The following is a 14,527-nucleotide window of genomic DNA, read 5'->3' on the forward strand; positions in this document are numbered from 1 at the left end:
AGGCAGTCGATGGGAAAATAGACATGGCGTATCGATCCCATGGGCTCATAAAGCACCTGCCCATAGGTGAGTTCGACCGATTCAAGACTTGTTTGCATGCGCCGATACGCCTGCCTGGGCATGGCGCCAAGCAGGTCGTTGGCGACAGGAAGTTCGTTGTGGGTTGGCATGGTATTCGGCTCCGGTGTTTGTTCCCTTGCGCTAAGACCCAACGGTAGAAGCCTGCAACGGGCATCGGCCCAGGTATGTGCGGCGGCGCACTGACCCGGCGGTTGCCGACGGCAGAGAATTGCTCCGACTGCAGCCGGTATGTTCGCTAGCGAACGGACTCGGTGAGGCGCCAGGTATCCAATCTCATCAGCAGAGCGACATGCCGGCGGATGCCGGCAGGCCCCTGCAAGTCCGGGGCGGATGCAAAGGTCGCCCCGACGGGACGCACGAAAGGAGAAATTGCCATGCTGTACACCATTGCTGTTGTTCTGTTGATCCTTTGGTTGTTGGGACTGGTGAGTTCCTACACCCTGGGTGGTTTCGTTCACATTCTGCTGGTGATCGCAGTCGTGATGTTCCTCGTTGGAGTGATAGGCGGGCGCAGAGCGTAGCGGCCAGGGCAGCCGCTGGGCACCACAAGGAAGCTGTCCATCTCGCCAACAATCAATCGGCGGAGCCAATCGCCGGATTCAGCAAGATGCTTGAGCAAAAGGCATTACCCGATGTGACGCATGGTGGAAGGAATTTTTCACTGGTGGGTCACTTCACAACTCAACCCATGAAGGAACGACCATGAACAGAATCAAAATGACCGCCATCGCAGCAGCGATGACCTTTGCTTTCAGTACCGGCGCGATGGCTGCATCTGGCATGTCGAAGGACGAATACAAAGCCGACAAGAGCAAGATCGCGGCCGAATACAAATCGGCCAAGGCAGCCTGTGGCTCAATGACTGGCAACGCCAAGGACATCTGCGTGGTCGAGGCCAAAGGCAAGGAAGAAGTTGCCGAGGCCGAACTCAAGGCCCGCTACAAACCCGGCGACAAGACCAGCCAAGCGGTGGGCATGGCCAAGGCAGAAGCGGATTACGCCGTGGCCAAGGAAAAATGCGATGACAAGGCTGGCAACGACAAGACGGTCTGTGTGAAGGAGGCAAAGGCCACCGAGACCCAAGCCAAGGCTGACGCCAAGAAGCCGATGAAGCCCACCGTGGCAAACAAGGCTGCCGATGAGAAAGCTGCCGCACCGGTGTCCAAGCAGGAATCCACCGGCGAATATGTCGATGACGCCGTTATCACGACCAAGGTGAAGGCAGCGGTATTGGGCGAGTCTTCGCTGAGTTCCGCCGAAATCAACGTCGAAACCTACAAAGGCACGGTGCAGCTGACCGGCTTTGTCGGATCCCGCGCCGATATCGACAAGGCAGTCCAGGTCGCCAAGGGCGTCAAGGGCGTGACGTCGGTCAAGAACGACATGATCGTCAAGGGCCAACAGTAAGTCAAAACGGCCCCCTGAACCCTGTTTCAGGGGGCGAGCGTGGTTGTTGGCCGCCTGCTATCCAGAACCTGCCGCTCCAATATCCCATGTCCGGCGCGCCATGCGGACGTTGGCGAAATGCCCGCGTTTCCCACAACCGCCCGAGGCCGAAGCTCGGAAGTCCACCCCGCACTGCCCGACGGACAGCACGGTCGTTGCCGATCACGCCACACGAATCGGGATGGGGGGCGTCTGCCGACGCTGTGACGATCGGCAGCGAATCGCAGGTCAGCGAATCGGGCCCGACGCCACCAGACGAAAGCCAACGTTGTCGACGCGCTCGCCGGGGTTGTTCCAGTTACGTTCGGCGCTGCGCACGGCGTCCGGATCGCCATCCCAGGAGCCCCCGCGCAGAACGCGAGCGTCGCCACTGGTATCGGGCTCAATTTTCTCCGGATGCTCATGTTTGTTCAGGCACCACTCGCAGACGTTGCCGGCCAGGTCGAGCACGCCTTCGCTCGAGGTGCCCTGCGGATACGCGCCGACGATCGTGGTCTGTTCGAGTTTGCACTCGCCGGCGTTGTCCCAGGTCTCGTTGATGTTGGCGTAGCCCGTGCTGTAATCGTCGCCCCAGGGAAAGGTGCGGCCATCGCGGCCGCGGGCCGCACGTTCCCATTCCTCTTCGGTCGGCAAGCGCACGGTGTAGCTGAGCTGCTCGCTGAGCCAACGACCGAAAGCCACTGCCTCGTACCAGTTGACGCTGGTGCAGGGTCGTGTCGCTTGCGGCCAGCGCGACTCTTGCGGCTTCGTGCGCTCGATGCCTTGCCACCAGCGCTCGTCGTCATAGCCGCAGGCGTCGATGAAGGGCTGGTAGCGCCGATTGGTGATTGGGTGGCGTGCCATATAGAAAGTCGGCAGCGTGCGACTGTTTCCATCCTGGTAGATGTAGTCGCCACCGGGTATTTCGACCCAGTCGATGCCCGGCAGTGCGCTGGGTGGGGCGGGAGAAGCAGTCATTGGTAGCCGTACTCGCTGGGATTGGTTGGCCGGATCATACCCGCAGTCCTTCTCCTTCTATGCGCGCTAGCGTACCGAGTGAATCGGATTCAAGCCATAACCTTGTGGAAGTGAGCGATGGCTTTGCCTGCAAGACGCGCCCAACCACCATCGCCCCCGCAAGGAGCATTGACCACATGCGGAAGATCTCCAGATTCAATAGACTGGCCATGTTTGCGATGGTCTGTAGCGTCAGCGCGATCGGGTTCACACCCCATGCACGGGCCGTAGGGAGTGCTGAATTGCAGGAACCGGTGTCGTCACGGCATGCCAAGTCCCTAGCCAAGCCCAAGCTTGACCGGTCGGGCCATAAGCGAGTTGGTAGAGCTTCGTTCTATTCGAAGAAATTTGCAGGCAAAAAGATGGCGGACGGTACCGCAATGAAGCCGCACGGTAGCAACGCGGCAAGCAAGACGCTACCGCTCGGCACCACCGCCAAGGTGACCAACATCGACACCGGGCAGAGCGCGGTCGTCACCATTCAAGACCGTGGGCCGTATGTGAATGGGCGGATAGTGGATCTCTCGCCGTCCACGGCGCAGAAGATCGGGATCACGCAAGACGAAGGCGTGGCCAAGGTGGAGGTCGCCCCAATCGCGGTCCCGATGCCTGACGGCAGTGTGAAATCCGGCGTCGCGGCACAGGACGCCAAGACAGACGGGCGCCCCTCCAGCGTTCGAACGAAGTGACGATCTGAGTATGATTTTTGAGTTTCCCGTGTACCCGGCCGTGAACTATCGAGGAGTGTGGAGGCGAGGTGAGGTGAGATCCGGACTCCATGATGCCCGACTCGCCGTCAGGCAAAAGGCCAGGTACGCCACAGGCACCACCGATGGGTACTGACGCGCAAGTGCGACGCTGCATTGGTGCGATAGCGCACAGACTGTGCCTGATTTGGTGGCTAACCTTGCACTTGGATCGGGCCTTTTCTTGGGATCAGTCAAGGCAGTCGCCATACCACCCCTGCCGCAACTTGTCGCTGCGCCAGGTCCTTTCTCGCGAGGACCGCATTCGTGACGGCCCATAGATCATTGAGTCTGCGCCATGTGCGCATCGGAAGCGCTCCTGCGGGGATCCTCTTCGCCTTGCGCATGGCTGCGCGCAATCGCAACAAACTAACCGGGCGTCACCAGGATCAATTGGTCAGCAAGGCCGATGAAGGTGAGTGCACGCCAGCCACTGGCGTCACTGCGCCATGAGCATGACACCCGAGGGGCAAGGACAAGCAGCGAAGTGGTCCCCGATCGACCTGCGGTCCGCAGTGTGGTGGATGTCTCGAACGCCTCTTCCGCGGTCGGCCGTAGTCACTTTCTCCAGATTTCCTATTATTCCTCGCCCGGACGCCCATGCCCCCGCTGCACTGGTTTGGCGCGTCGGGTAAAACGCCGGTTTATCGATGTGTGCGTGAGCATCTTCATGCCGGTCCACCGCTACCATTGCAGGGAGATGGATTGCTCCTGGGAGGGGAATCTGCATGCGACGCCGCCTCCCCGACCCAGCCTGAGCCCCGGCGAGCCAGGCAGCCGTGGGACCGCCGCCGTGAAGAACCCTTGGGGCACCCGGAGTACCGCGAGCGAAGTCGGGCAAGCACACCGCAATCCATCAGGCGAAGAACATGGCGGTGTCGGTTACCACGAGCCCGTCGAGGAGTTCTCCGCTGCGACACGGGGCATGCACAGGGCGATCGTTTCCCTGATGGAAGAACTGGAGGCCGTTGATGGGTACAAACAATGTGCCGATGGATGCAAAGCCCCGGAACTCCAGACCAGCCTCGAGCACAATCGGGACGAGGAAAACGAACATGCATCCATGGTGCTGGAGTGGATTCGGCGCAGTGACCCAAGTTTGTCCAGGCAGCTCAGGGACAACTTGTTCACCGTAAAGCCGATGGCGCACAAATAAGTAGGCCTTCCTGTTGCGGCGGATCGCCCACGAGTGTCCGCAGAAGTCAAGGAACAAGCCCGAGAAGCCAAAAAATGAACGATGCCCCCCCGACCACACCGTGCTCTCATCGAGGATGATCCCGCTGGTGCCGGACTGATCCAGGGAGCGCTCACGGAGTCGGAGGCCGCCCATTTTGTGTCGAATGCTGTCCGCTGTGCGGCGTCGCCAAGGGAGTCCTCCTGCTGGCCACCGAGTGGCCGCCGGCGAAGATCGTCCGCAGCCTTCCTCCCTGCTTTCAGGCTCGCGCCGCCAACATCGAAATCCGGGTCTCTTGGCTGGTCTTCCGGTCATTCGCCGGTAAGGCGGCGCGCTATAACCTATAACCTGCCCATCACCACCAGAACGACCAGGATCAGCAGCACCAAGCCAATGCCACCGCTGGGAGCGTAACCCCATCCCCGGCTGTGTGGCCAGGCCGGAATCACGCCAAGCAGAAGCAGGATGACAACGATCAATAGAATCATTCCCAATGACATTTTCATTTCTCCTAGTAGTAACAGTACGTCGTAGCGGCGCGGCGTTCACGGACATTCATGCTCCGCACTCGTGACGCTTTCCTCGGCGCGACGTACCTTGTCTGCCGATTGTTGCCGCGCTTGCTCCACTATGGCGATGGTCCCCTTCTGGTGCTCGCGGCGACCATCGCCAGCAACATGGCTGACTTCCGCAACCGTCGCCATGTCCTTGATAGCGATCATACGCAGGCGAGGAAAGGCGTCTGTACGTCACCGCACACTGAGGCAGGCGAGCGCTGGAGGCGACCCAAGGGGCGCACATCGAGTACATCGCCAAGGCGCACATCCGCAAGGAAGACGTGGTTGCCACGGTGATCAAACGGCGTGGCGACCCTCCCGGCCTGGTGCATGTCCTCTCCGCCATGGAAGCGTGCAAGGCCTACGAGCCCTGGCACGGTAAGCGCAGCCACCAGACCTTTCTGCGGCACACCTCGGGCAAGTGTCTGCATTGCTACCGCTATTTCATCGACGACACCCTTGGCGTAATCTACCTGCGGGTACCGACCTGGTGCCCGTTCCGGCTCCAGTTCTACTGCAATGGCCACAGTTGGCTGGCGCGTTCCCTGAAGGCGGCGGGCATCGGCTACACGATGGCCGACAACGCGTTCATTCGTCTCGATGACCGGAAACGGGCGCAGCAACTCGCCGATGCTTTCTCGCCGGACACGCATGCATGCCATGCTCGATCGTTACGCGGAGCCGTGCTGCCGGTGCTCGACGCCTTCGGCCAACGCTATCGCAGGAGCTTGATGCAGGTCGCCACCTTCCTGGGCAAGAAGATCACGGCGCAACTAACGCAGGAAATCGGCAGCCGCTTTGCCACCCGTGTCGAAGGCACCTGCGTCAATCATTGTCTGGGCAAGGTGTTGGTCAAGATGTACGACAAGTTCGGGCGCGTGTTGCGTCTGGAGACCACGACCAATGACCTCTCCTTCTTCACGCACCAGCGCAAGTTGGAACATCGGAACGGTCACCTGTCCGGCGAATGGCGCCCCTCAAAAAGACCATCTACAGCCTGATCGATCTGCGGGAAATCCTGCTCGGCTGCAACCGCCGCTACCTGGCATACCTCTCCGCGCTCGACGACTTTTCTGCGGGCGACCGCAACCTGTATCGGCTGACAAGGCCCCAAACCGTAAATGGCCATACGCTCAAGGGCTGCAACTTCTTCGATCGCACGCAGCAAACGCTCCTGCCAGCCCTGCAACGCCCGGGCTTCAATATCAGAGGTGTGCGCTGCGCCGATCTGACGCGCGTCATGCCGCAGGTCTCGGCCCCGGCATGACGCGCTATCTCTGGCGCTTGCGCCAGTTCGGCAGGGCATTTCCAGTCGAGGCTTTTGCGGGGCTGGGTGTTGAGTTGCCAGGCGAAGGCGTCGAGCTCGGTCTGGCTGAACACGGAGACTTCTGTGCCCGTGGGCCGACCTGCAACACGTGCTGCTTGAGTCGAACGACGTCTTTCCGTCCGATGCGCACAACCGTCGATAGTCTGTCGATGCTCCAGAGGCCCGCAGGCAATGCGGGTTTCGACGATGTGCCGCCTTGGTCCCCGCTATGGGTCGACCCGACGCGCCACCAACCTCTCAGGCCCATCGCCGAAAGCCCCCGGGCCGCAATATTAGGCAGCCCGGTGCCATCTGCTTCAGCCAGCCATCGTGTGATACAGGTTGAACAGCCCGATGATGCCGCCGCCGATTACGGTGGACCAGACGAGGTAGGAAATAGCGCTGCTTCCGCTCATCTTTTGCCCCTGTCCCGAGAAGTACATCCCAAGACCGAAGAACACGATCAGATCAAGCACGCCATGCGTGATCCAGTGATGGTATCCGATGGTCGCCATCACATCGTGGACGACTTCGACGTTTTCCTTGAAAAGCATCAGCACGGCGTTGAATATCGCGGCCCAGGCATAGGCTTTGACGTAGCCGCTGGTGCGCGGGTCGAGAAGGTCTTGGTCGGAGCCGGACGTTTGCGGATTGGTCGTTGTCATGATCTCTGCTCCTTCACATTGCCAGTTTCGCGGCGAGGCCCAGCTTATCGCCCATGCTGATCACGGCGCCCGCACCTTCCATAACCAGCGCCAAAAGCACCACGCCGCCCGAGGTCCACAGCACCAGGCTGCGGACGGCCCGGCTCTTCTCCACCGCGCCGGATGTGGCGATCGGCAGAAGAGTGGCAGCCAGCAACGTCAGAAAAAACAAGTGCTCCTTGGTTTCCATGAACAGGCCATGGGCCCAGGGCCAGGGTCCTGCGTTGATCAGCGCCTTGTCTGCGCCATAGTAAAGAACGTAGTACAGACCGGCCGATAAATAGGCCAACCAGATCAACCCACACGACCACATGGCCAACGTGCGCAACCGCGCGACGTTGCCTTCGCGCGCGTTCAACGCTTCGGCAAACACCCAGAGCGCGGCCATCATGCCGAGGACACCAAAGGTGGGGTGAAGCAGCAGTTCATAATTCTTGAACATTTTAGAGGTCCTTTCCATGCGACTGATCGAACTCGGCGCGCGCTGCACACTGCGGGCTGCCCGCAGTGCGCAGCCCTGCTCAAGACTCAGCTGGATCATCCTGCGTTCTTCACAACTCAGGTGTCTGTACGTCAGCGCACACTGAAGCAGGTTTCACCGCCTCTGAGGCCGACGGGCGACGGCAATGGCCCTGTGTACGCTGGCGCACAGACACGATGCCGGGCGAGGCAGAGCATTGCATGCGGACGGATGTCGGCGCTCAAATGTATTTCTTGCTGTCGACCGAGGCAGCGGAATGACGCGAATGCAGTGTCCGGTTGCTCGTCAACACTTATCACGCCGTCGTCGTGTCGGTCGTGATTTCCCCACCATTCACTCGCCCCAGGGAACATGATGAAAACCGAATTGATCGCCCAACAAGAGACCGTCGAAGGCACGAAGCACAAGCTGCTCACGGACATCAGGAGCGTGGTTGACGATGCCGACAACCTGCTGAAGAAAGTGACCACTTCAACCGCCGAGGGATGGGAGGCGGCGCGCACGCAGGTCGGAGCCAAACTGAGCGAAGCCAGATCCCGACTCGACGACGCGCGAATCGCGGTGACCGACAACGCCAGGTCCGTCGCAGGCTCCACTGACGAGTATGTGGCGGACAACCCCTGGAAGGTCGCCGGGGTGGCCTTGGCCGTCGGACTGCTCATCGGCGTTCTTGCCAGTCGCCGTTGATCCCGACGTGGTGATTGCGCCGCTGCCTCTGGCAGCGCCATGAAGGTCATCGATAGGCACTGCCGCGGCGACCGGACATCGCTCTCGTCGCGGTCAGGAGGGGCGAAAATGATCAGCCTGCTCCATAACGCTGGGCTGGTGCGAACGCCTCCCAGACGACGAGAGCTGCCTCCTGTCGGCTTTTTACTTCCCTGCGAAGTGAATGGAGCATCAGCGGGGCGAGGCCCGGAGGAGGCGCCGCGTCGCCACTGAGCGGAGGCGGCGACATGACGCCAGTCAAGCGTCAAGAGCGGGTGATGATGTCGGTCCCGTCGAGAAAGTGCCTGCCGCGGCGATCCGTGCGCCGCGCGTGGCGCTATGCTGCGCATTGCGTTGGTCGGATCAGCAGGCCCTCTACGGCCGGTAATCCTTGTTGCGGTCCTCAAAGCGCCTGATTTGCGCCTCGGCCTCCTCCCTGGTGGTGCCGTAGGTCTCCTGAATTATGCCCGCAAGCTCGACGCGCTTGCCCGCAATCACCACGAGGTGCTCCTCGGTGAGGCTCCGCCACTGCCCTTTTACCTTGCCCTTGAACTGCTCCCAGTTCCCTTCGACGATATCCCAGTTCATGTAAAGCTCCCTGTGGGCGTGACCCGAATAGCTGAATTGCCAATCGCGCATCGTGCGTTACAGCCGGTTTTTCCGCACCAAGGCCTGCGCACAGCGACGGACCGTTAACGACACGGTGCGCCGACTGCACTCACCGGTGGACGGATTGCTAGAAAACGCCAGACGAGGCTACAAGCTTGCGCTCATGACCGGGCGCAGGCTGTACGCTCGCGCACACAGAGCCGCACTCGAGCACCGTCGACCACGGCCGCTATTGGCTTGGCGCGGCGATCAGCAACCCGGCGCGGCGCGAGCCAGTGCTTCCCTGTGCGTGGACCGCGGGCCGTGTGAGCAAGTCATGAATCCTGAGCACGTGACTTCGAGGCTGACGCACGGGCTTGATTTCCTGGTCCGTGCCGACTGGACACCGGCTCAGACCCGCGTCGTAGCCAAACGGGTCGACCATCCGAGTCATCGCATCTGGAACGGCTACGAGTTGACGCGGTTCGACTTTCTGGAAGCCCACAGGGTCGGCGATCTGCTCAAGGCGATTGATGCTTACTACCCTCTCGAGGCCATCATTCGCCTGCTTCTCGACAACCATTCGGCGCACACTTCGAAGGAGACCATGGCTTTCCTCGCCACGCGTCCCGGATGCTTCGCGTATGTGCATCCGCCCAAGCATGGGTCCTCGCTCAATCCCATCGAGTGCGCCTTCTCAGAGATGGCGCGCAGCTTCTTGCGTCACATCCGGGTCGAATCCGCCGACGAACTCAAGGCGCTCGAGCATGCCGACCTGGCCTGGATCATTTGCTGCCTGGGCTTTCCTTGATCAACTGGTCGCGAATCGACAACAGCTCTCTCCTTCGTGCCGCGTTGGTTTCGGGATAGCCCATTTTGAGCGCCTTGAAGGTGTCCAGAACAATTCCGGAAACGATCAGCCGGGCGTTCTTCTTGTCGTCGGCCGGAACGACGTACCAAGGCGCCTGTTCCGTGCTTGTCGCGCCAAGGCAGGCCTCGTAAGCCTGCATGTACTGATCCCAGTACTTTCTTTCTTCGATGTCGGCGACGCTGAATTTCCAGTTCTTGTCCGGATCATCGATGCGTGCGAGAAAGCGCTTGCGTTGCTCTTCCTTCGACAGGTGAAGAAAGAACTTGATGACCCGGGTGCCGTTTCGATAGAGATGGTTCTCCAGGTCCACTATCGAGCGATAGCGATCCTGCCAGGTCGCCTTCTCCTCGATGATTCCTTCCGGCAGCCGTTGACCGAGCAGAATCTCCGGATGCACGCGAACGATCAACACTTCCTCGTAGTAGGAGCGATTGAAGATGCCGATCCGCCCGCGTTCGGGCAGGGATCGCGTGGTGCGCCAGAGAAAATCGTGATCCAGCTCGATCGCGCTCGGGTGCCTGAAGCTGAACACCTGGCATCCCTGCGGATTGACGCCGGACATCACGTGGCGGATGGCGCCGTCCTTGCCGGCGGCATCCATCGCCTGGAAAATCAGCAGCACCGCATAGCGGTTGGAGGCGTAGTGAACACGTTGCAGGGTACTTAGCTCCTGCACGTGTTCCTCGAGTCGCTTGGCGTACTTCTTCTTCGACTTGTACACGGGCTCTACGAGCGTTGGCCATTTTTTGAGATTGACCGGTTTTCCTTCCGGTACGCGGAAATCACGGGAATCGATTTTGCTCTTCATTATTTCCTCTGCTCCTTCAAGGTCCGCACCGAAGCTACTTTTCTGTCGATAAGGCTTCAAATCCGGAGGTCACATCGAACAATTCTTCGTCGATACTGCTTTGACGCAGGCGGTGGAAGCTGCCGTTGAACGTTTCCAGCAATTCATCGATATTCTTGTCAGCGCGCTGCATCGCCGCCAGTCGGCTGGCGTTTTCGCTGGCCAGGGATTCGGCGCAGGCCCGGAACAGCGAGACGAAGAGATATTCGCGGATCAGCGCGCGCAGGATCGCCGTGTTGTCGCCCTGGTCTCCGAGTACCTCGGGCAGATTCCTGGTCGGCCACGGCAGTTCGGCCAGATCGCGCCGCCAGGTGTCGTCCAGCGGCAGCAGGCGCTGAGTGACGGGTTCGAAGGCCGCGCCGGCGATCGGGCGGTTGTAGAACAGGTGAAGTTCGCCGCCGTCATCCGCGTCGTGGTGCGCCTCGCTCTCGATCAGTATCTGCCCTGCCAGCGGGGTAATGCCGTCAATCGAAGTCGGCACGGGGAAGCCGCCTGCTGGCGCTAGTCCGGCGTCCGACAGACGCCCGTATACGCGCTCGCCGACCGCCCAGACCTGAGGCTTGCCGGGCAGCGCGGCCAGCTTTGTTAGCGCGAAATCCGCTACCACGTCATTGAAGCGCCCCACCAGGCCCTGATCGGAACCGAAAACGATTGCCCCCACGGTGGCCGTATCGGCGTGGCCTTTGCGTGCGGGTACCGCCGCGGCCCGAGCACTCTTACGGAAGAGGATGCTCAGGCCCAGTTCGACTGTCCGGTGGTAGTCGCCCAGGGCATGCACCGATTGCTCGTACTGGCTGATGCTGGATGCGGCCAGGGCCTTCATGGTGCGCACGACGGACTGGAGTTCTCCGGCGCTGTCGATCTTACGGCGCAGGCTTGCCGTGGTATCGCTCATTACTCCTCCGCGAGCGTCGATCCGGGTCGGGACAAATCGGCCGGATGCCGCTTTTGATTGCGCTGCTTGCCGAGCGTGCTGTCGATCACCCTGGTCAATTTTTCCAGGGCACCTGCGGTCGCCTCTCTCAGGGTCGACGCGTGATGCGTGACGGCAAGCGGGGCACAACCGCCAAGGCGGACCTCCATCGTGCAGCGCTTGTCGTCGGGTCCGCTCTTGCCGCCGTTTTCATCGCTGAGGTGAACCTCGACCCGCGTGATGTGGTCACTTTGTCTATTCAGCCCGGTCTTCACTGTGTCGCTGGCCCAGACGGACAACACCTCGTGACCTTCGATGTTGTGGGCGGCATTAACTTGTATCTGCATGGGTTTTGTTCCTGTCGTGATGATGAATGCTGCGCTACCGGTCGGCTAGTCGCTACTTTTCATCTGCGGGCTTGGGTTCGCTTTCCGCTGGTGATTCTGGCGCGGGCTGGAAGGGGGCAAGCGCCTGGCGGGCGATGTCGATGATGGCCTGGCGATCTTCATCGCTTAGCTTGTCGGCGGTGTCGAAGCGCGCAGAGACCTCTGTCGGAATCTTCGCGGCCGCCTCCTGGGCAGCGTTTTCGGCATCCTTCATTTTTTCCAGCGGCACGGTGTCGAACAGTTTTGCACTCAGTGCCAGCAGGACGGCGATCTGGGCGGGCACTGGCACTGGGGCGAATTCCGGCTGCTGCAGACAGGAGCGGATGCGCTTGCCGTGCTCGAGAGTCTTGCGCGTGTCGTCATCGAGGCGGGCGCCAAAGCGGGAAAACGTTTCGAGTTCCTCGAACTGCGCATAGGCAAGCTTGAGGTCGCCCGCCACAGCGCGGTAAACGGCGCGTTGTGCCTTGCCGCCGACGCGTGATACGGATTTCGCCACATCGACAGCGGGCAACACGCCCAGCTCGAACAGGGACGGCGAGAGGTAGATCTGCCCGTCGGTAATCGAAATGAGATTGGTCGGAATATAGGCGGAAATATTCTGCGCTTCGGTCTCGATGATCGGCAGGGCAGTGAGCGAGCCGCCGCCGCGTTCCTCGGAGAGATGTGTCGCCCGTTCCAGCAGCCGCGAATGGATATAGAAGATGTCACCGGGAAAAGCCTCACGGCCGGGGGGGCGGCGCAGCAGTAGCGAGAGCTCGCGATACGCACGCGCATGGTGGGTGAGGTCGTCATAGACGATCAGCACGTCGCGTCCCGCTTCCATGAAATGCTCGGCGATGCTGGTCGCGGCGTAAGGTGCGATGTAGGCGAGGCCGGGTGGGTCGTTGCCCTCGGTGACGACCACGACGGTGTAGTCCATCGCGCCCTGTTCCTGCAGGTTGGCAACAAGCTTGGCCACGGCGGAAGCGCGCTGGCCGATGGCGCAATAAACGCACAGGATGTCCCGGCCGCGCTGGTTGAGGATGGTGTCGAGCGCGATCGCGGTCTTGCCGGTGCGGCGGTCGCCGAGGATCAGCTCGCGTTGACCTTGGCCGATCGGAATCAGCGCATCGACCACCTTGAGCCCGGTCTGCAGCGGTACGGTTACGGGCGCGCGATCCATGATCGCCGCCGCAGGGCGTTCGATCGGCAGGCGTGCGGTCTCTGCTATCGCTCCCTTGCCGTCGAGAGGCTGGCCGAGCGGAGTGATGACGCGGCCGAGCAGTGTGTCACCCACCACCACATCCATCACCCGGCCCGTGCGTTCGACCGCGTCGCCTGCTTGCAGCTTCGCGTAGTCGCCGAGCAGGACGACACCAATGTCGTCCTCATCGACGTTGAAGGCAATGCCGAAAATGCCGCGGGGAAACTTCAGCAATTCCTCGAAGCCGACGCCGGGCAGGCCGGAGACGTGAGCGACGCCGGTGGAAACACTGCTGACGGTGCCGCTTTCGCGCGGGGTCAGCTGCGGTGCAAAGGCTTCACGCGCCTTGCCTATATCGGCAAAGGTCTGGTCGAATACGCTCTGCAAGGTCTCGGGGGCTGAATTCATTGCGGCGTTGCTGCGGACTTCGATTGTTTCGGCTCGGGTTTGACTTTGACCCCAGTTTTAGCGTCGGGCTGGTCATTTTTTTGCAGCAGTTCGCCCACGCTCCGTTCCAGCGCAGTGAGGTAATCGGCAATAGTCCACGCTATTTTCTGCCCGCCGGCGTTGAGTTCGACGCCGCTGACCAGGTCCGGCGCGGTTTCGAAGCGGACGTGGATATCCGCCGAGAACGTCTCATTGATCGCTTTTTGTATCTTCGTCTGCGAACCCTCGGGCAGGTCAAACGCGCTGCGCAATGACGCCTGCTCGGAGGCCGTCTTGAGCGCCTTGGCGAAAGCTGCCTTTGCCTCGTCGGACACCGCCCGCAGACGGTCGATGAAGACCTCGCCGATGCGTTCTTCAAGGCTTGCGCCGGCAAGATCGGTAAGTGCTTTTCTCGCGATGGCAAACACTTCGTCCTGTGTTTTGCGACTGATGGTCTTGCTCAGGTTGCGCGCGTCGCTGAGCAGTGTTTCCCGGCGCTTGGCGCTCAATGCATCGGCCGCCTTGCGCGCCTCATCGAACAGGCGCTGGCGTTCTGTCTTCGCCTCTTCGGTCGCCTTGGTCAACAGGGCTGCGCGCTGCTGGTCGAACTGGTCGTTCTTGTGCAGGAACTCATCGCGCTCATTTTTTGCCTCGGTTTTTTTCGCAGCGGCATCGGCGAGTTTGGCGGCGATCCGCTTCTCGCGGGCATCAATGGCGTGAAGAATCGGCTGGTAAAGAAAGCGCTTCATCAACCACACCAGGATGAGGAAGTTGAGCGCTTGCGCGCCGACCGTGAACCAGTCGATCAGCATGGCTTACTTTCCCGCGCTCTGGGCGATGACGTGATTCCAGAACGGGTTGGCGAAAATGAGGATCATCGAGACCACGAAGCAATAGATGGCCGTGGATTCGATCATCGCCAGACCGACAAACAGCGTTCGGGTGATGGTTGCGGAGGCGTCGGGCTGCTGCGCCAGCGACGTGAGCGCGGTGGCAACCGCCCGGCCTTCGCCAAGCGAAGGTCCGATGACCCCGACCGCGATGGTGATGCCGGCGGTGATGATCGATGCCACTGCAATGATGGTCATGCTGTCCATGGATGTTCCTTTGCTCTCTT

Annotated in this window: 19 protein-coding genes and 3 pseudogenes; 8 read left to right on the forward strand and 14 right to left on the reverse strand. The window is 61.0% G+C overall.

Annotation, left to right across the window (positions count from 1 at the left end):
- Window positions 1–455: 455 nt before the first annotated feature.
- Complete coding sequence (locus RUW20_RS05095) at window positions 456–602, forward strand: lmo0937 family membrane protein (protein ID WP_313951116.1); 147 nt, start codon at window positions 456–458, stop codon at window positions 600–602.
- Between the two features lie 153 nt (window positions 603–755).
- Here the strand turns inward: RUW20_RS05095 and RUW20_RS05100 are convergent, their stop codons facing one another.
- Entirely contained in the window at window positions 756–956 is a 201-nt protein-coding gene (locus tag RUW20_RS05100) for a hypothetical protein (protein WP_313951117.1), read from the reverse strand.
- Between the two features lie 10 nt (window positions 957–966).
- On the opposite strand from RUW20_RS05100, the gene RUW20_RS05105 reads away from it, so the two are divergent.
- Window positions 967–1,488 carry a BON domain-containing protein gene (locus RUW20_RS05105; protein WP_313951118.1) on the forward strand — a complete coding sequence of 174 codons (522 nt, stop codon included), beginning with the start codon at window positions 967–969 and terminating at the stop codon, window positions 1,486–1,488.
- A 267-nt stretch (window positions 1,489–1,755) separates the two neighbouring features.
- On the opposite strand, the gene RUW20_RS05110 is transcribed toward RUW20_RS05105, so the two are convergent.
- Window positions 1,756–2,484 (reverse strand): formylglycine-generating enzyme family protein, encoded by a 729-nt coding sequence (locus RUW20_RS05110; protein WP_313951119.1) that lies wholly within the window; start codon window positions 2,482–2,484, stop codon window positions 1,756–1,758.
- A gap of 176 nt (window positions 2,485–2,660) precedes the next feature.
- Here RUW20_RS05110 and RUW20_RS05115 point away from each other — a divergent pair, with 176 nt between their 5' ends.
- Window positions 2,661–3,212, forward strand: a complete 552-nt coding sequence (locus RUW20_RS05115) for a septal ring lytic transglycosylase RlpA family protein (protein WP_313951120.1) — start codon at window positions 2,661–2,663, stop codon at window positions 3,210–3,212.
- Window positions 3,213–4,149: 937 nt separating this feature from the next.
- Window positions 4,150–4,425 (forward strand): annotated as a pseudogene (locus RUW20_RS05120) (ferritin); the annotation flags it as partial.
- A gap of 359 nt (window positions 4,426–4,784) precedes the next feature.
- On the opposite strand, the gene RUW20_RS05125 reads toward RUW20_RS05120, so the two are convergent.
- Both RUW20_RS05125 and RUW20_RS05130 read right to left on the reverse strand, forming a co-directional pair.
- On the reverse strand, window positions 4,785–4,943 hold the full coding sequence (locus RUW20_RS05125; RefSeq protein ID WP_313951121.1) for a DUF3309 family protein: 159 nt from the start codon (window positions 4,941–4,943) through the stop codon (window positions 4,785–4,787).
- Between the two features lie 45 nt (window positions 4,944–4,988).
- Window positions 4,989–5,165, reverse strand: a complete 177-nt coding sequence (locus RUW20_RS05130) for a hypothetical protein (protein WP_313951122.1) — start codon at window positions 5,163–5,165, stop codon at window positions 4,989–4,991.
- A 128-nt stretch (window positions 5,166–5,293) separates the two neighbouring features.
- Here RUW20_RS05130 and RUW20_RS05135 point away from each other — a divergent pair, with 128 nt between their 5' ends.
- Both RUW20_RS05135 and RUW20_RS05140 read left to right on the forward strand, forming a co-directional pair.
- Window positions 5,294–6,001 (forward strand): hypothetical protein, encoded by a 708-nt coding sequence (locus RUW20_RS05135; protein WP_313951123.1) that lies wholly within the window; start codon window positions 5,294–5,296, stop codon window positions 5,999–6,001.
- The gene (locus tag RUW20_RS05140) at window positions 5,968–6,267 is read left to right on the forward strand and encodes a hypothetical protein (protein WP_313951124.1); all 300 of its coding nucleotides are present in this window, start codon (window positions 5,968–5,970) and stop codon (window positions 6,265–6,267) included. Before RUW20_RS05135 ends, RUW20_RS05140 begins: the two co-directional genes overlap by 34 nt.
- A 356-nt stretch (window positions 6,268–6,623) precedes the next feature.
- Here RUW20_RS05140 and RUW20_RS05150 read toward each other — a convergent pair whose 3' ends face one another.
- The 3 genes and pseudogenes from RUW20_RS05150 to RUW20_RS21640 all read right to left on the reverse strand — a co-directional run.
- Window positions 6,624–6,971: a hypothetical protein gene (locus RUW20_RS05150; RefSeq protein WP_313951125.1), complete on the reverse strand. Its 348-nt coding sequence runs from the start codon at window positions 6,969–6,971 to the stop codon at window positions 6,624–6,626.
- Between the two features lie 13 nt (window positions 6,972–6,984).
- The gene (locus RUW20_RS05155; RefSeq protein WP_313951126.1) at window positions 6,985–7,452 is read right to left on the reverse strand and encodes a hypothetical protein; all 468 of its coding nucleotides are present in this window, start codon (window positions 7,450–7,452) and stop codon (window positions 6,985–6,987) included.
- Window positions 7,453–7,482: 30 nt separating this feature from the next.
- Window positions 7,483–7,602 (reverse strand): annotated as a pseudogene (locus tag RUW20_RS21640) (hypothetical protein); the annotation flags it as partial.
- Window positions 7,603–7,845: 243 nt separating this feature from the next.
- Here RUW20_RS21640 and RUW20_RS05160 point away from each other — a divergent pair.
- Window positions 7,846–8,178, forward strand: a complete 333-nt coding sequence (locus tag RUW20_RS05160; RefSeq protein ID WP_313951127.1) for a DUF883 family protein — start codon at window positions 7,846–7,848, stop codon at window positions 8,176–8,178.
- 393 nt (window positions 8,179–8,571) lie between these two features.
- On the opposite strand, the gene RUW20_RS05165 is transcribed toward RUW20_RS05160, so the two are convergent.
- Window positions 8,572–8,784 carry a CsbD family protein gene (locus tag RUW20_RS05165; RefSeq protein WP_313951128.1) on the reverse strand — a complete coding sequence of 71 codons (213 nt, stop codon included), beginning with the start codon at window positions 8,782–8,784 and terminating at the stop codon, window positions 8,572–8,574.
- Between the two features lie 337 nt (window positions 8,785–9,121).
- Between RUW20_RS05165 and RUW20_RS21645 the strand changes: the two are divergent.
- Window positions 9,122–9,541: pseudogene (locus RUW20_RS21645) on the forward strand (transposase); the annotation flags it as partial.
- 28 nt (window positions 9,542–9,569) lie between these two features.
- Here RUW20_RS21645 and RUW20_RS05175 read toward each other — a convergent pair.
- From RUW20_RS05175 to RUW20_RS05200, 6 genes are read right to left on the reverse strand one after another with little or no spacing between them, the layout of a single operon-like run.
- Entirely contained in the window at window positions 9,570–10,463 is an 894-nt protein-coding gene (locus RUW20_RS05175; RefSeq protein WP_313951129.1) for an ADP-polyphosphate phosphotransferase, read from the reverse strand.
- 34 nt (window positions 10,464–10,497) lie between these two features.
- Window positions 10,498–11,397, reverse strand: a complete 900-nt coding sequence (locus tag RUW20_RS05180; protein WP_313951130.1) for a F0F1 ATP synthase subunit gamma — start codon at window positions 11,395–11,397, stop codon at window positions 10,498–10,500.
- Window positions 11,397–11,762 carry an HPF/RaiA family ribosome-associated protein gene (locus tag RUW20_RS05185; protein WP_313951131.1) on the reverse strand — a complete coding sequence of 122 codons (366 nt, stop codon included), beginning with the start codon at window positions 11,760–11,762 and terminating at the stop codon, window positions 11,397–11,399. The genes RUW20_RS05180 and RUW20_RS05185 overlap by 1 nt, the downstream gene beginning before the upstream one ends.
- Window positions 11,763–11,814: 52 nt before the next feature.
- Window positions 11,815–13,392, reverse strand: a complete 1,578-nt coding sequence (locus RUW20_RS05190; RefSeq protein ID WP_313951132.1) for an alternate F1F0 ATPase, F1 subunit alpha — start codon at window positions 13,390–13,392, stop codon at window positions 11,815–11,817.
- Window positions 13,389–14,222, reverse strand: coding sequence for a F0F1 ATP synthase subunit B (locus RUW20_RS05195; protein ID WP_313951133.1), 834 nt, complete (start codon window positions 14,220–14,222; stop codon window positions 13,389–13,391). The genes RUW20_RS05190 and RUW20_RS05195 overlap by 4 nt, the downstream gene beginning before the upstream one ends.
- Window positions 14,223–14,225: 3 nt before the next feature.
- Window positions 14,226–14,507 carry a F0F1 ATP synthase subunit C gene (locus RUW20_RS05200; protein ID WP_313951135.1) on the reverse strand — a complete coding sequence of 94 codons (282 nt, stop codon included), beginning with the start codon at window positions 14,505–14,507 and terminating at the stop codon, window positions 14,226–14,228.
- Window positions 14,508–14,527: the final 20 nt, after the last annotated feature.

Source organism: Accumulibacter sp., from assembly GCF_032229525.1.
Classification (GTDB): Bacteria; Pseudomonadota; Gammaproteobacteria; order Burkholderiales; family Rhodocyclaceae; genus Accumulibacter.

Coding starts and splice junctions, on each gene's coding strand:
- RUW20_RS05095 (WP_313951116.1), top strand. CDS start 456: ATGCTGTACACCATTGCTGTTGTTCTGTTGATCCTTTGGTTGTTGGGA.
- RUW20_RS05110 (WP_313951119.1), bottom strand. CDS start 2,484: ATGACTGCTTCTCCCGCCCCACCCAGCGCACTGCCGGGCATCGACTGG.
- RUW20_RS05115 (WP_313951120.1), top strand. CDS start 2,661: ATGCGGAAGATCTCCAGATTCAATAGACTGGCCATGTTTGCGATGGTC.
- RUW20_RS05125 (WP_313951121.1), bottom strand. CDS start 4,943: ATGTCATTGGGAATGATTCTATTGATCGTTGTCATCCTGCTTCTGCTT.
- RUW20_RS05130 (WP_313951122.1), bottom strand. CDS start 5,165: ATGATCGCTATCAAGGACATGGCGACGGTTGCGGAAGTCAGCCATGTT.
- RUW20_RS05140 (WP_313951124.1), top strand. CDS start 5,968: ATGGCGCCCCTCAAAAAGACCATCTACAGCCTGATCGATCTGCGGGAA.
- RUW20_RS05150 (WP_313951125.1), bottom strand. CDS start 6,971: ATGACAACGACCAATCCGCAAACGTCCGGCTCCGACCAAGACCTTCTC.
- RUW20_RS05155 (WP_313951126.1), bottom strand. CDS start 7,452: ATGTTCAAGAATTATGAACTGCTGCTTCACCCCACCTTTGGTGTCCTC.
- RUW20_RS05160 (WP_313951127.1), top strand. CDS start 7,846: ATGAAAACCGAATTGATCGCCCAACAAGAGACCGTCGAAGGCACGAAG.
- RUW20_RS05165 (WP_313951128.1), bottom strand. CDS start 8,784: ATGAACTGGGATATCGTCGAAGGGAACTGGGAGCAGTTCAAGGGCAAG.
- RUW20_RS05175 (WP_313951129.1), bottom strand. CDS start 10,463: ATGAAGAGCAAAATCGATTCCCGTGATTTCCGCGTACCGGAAGGAAAA.
- RUW20_RS05180 (WP_313951130.1), bottom strand. CDS start 11,397: ATGAGCGATACCACGGCAAGCCTGCGCCGTAAGATCGACAGCGCCGGA.
- RUW20_RS05185 (WP_313951131.1), bottom strand. CDS start 11,762: ATGCAGATACAAGTTAATGCCGCCCACAACATCGAAGGTCACGAGGTG.
- RUW20_RS05190 (WP_313951132.1), bottom strand. CDS start 13,392: ATGAATTCAGCCCCCGAGACCTTGCAGAGCGTATTCGACCAGACCTTT.
- RUW20_RS05195 (WP_313951133.1), bottom strand. CDS start 14,222: ATGCTGATCGACTGGTTCACGGTCGGCGCGCAAGCGCTCAACTTCCTC.
- RUW20_RS05200 (WP_313951135.1), bottom strand. CDS start 14,507: ATGGACAGCATGACCATCATTGCAGTGGCATCGATCATCACCGCCGGC.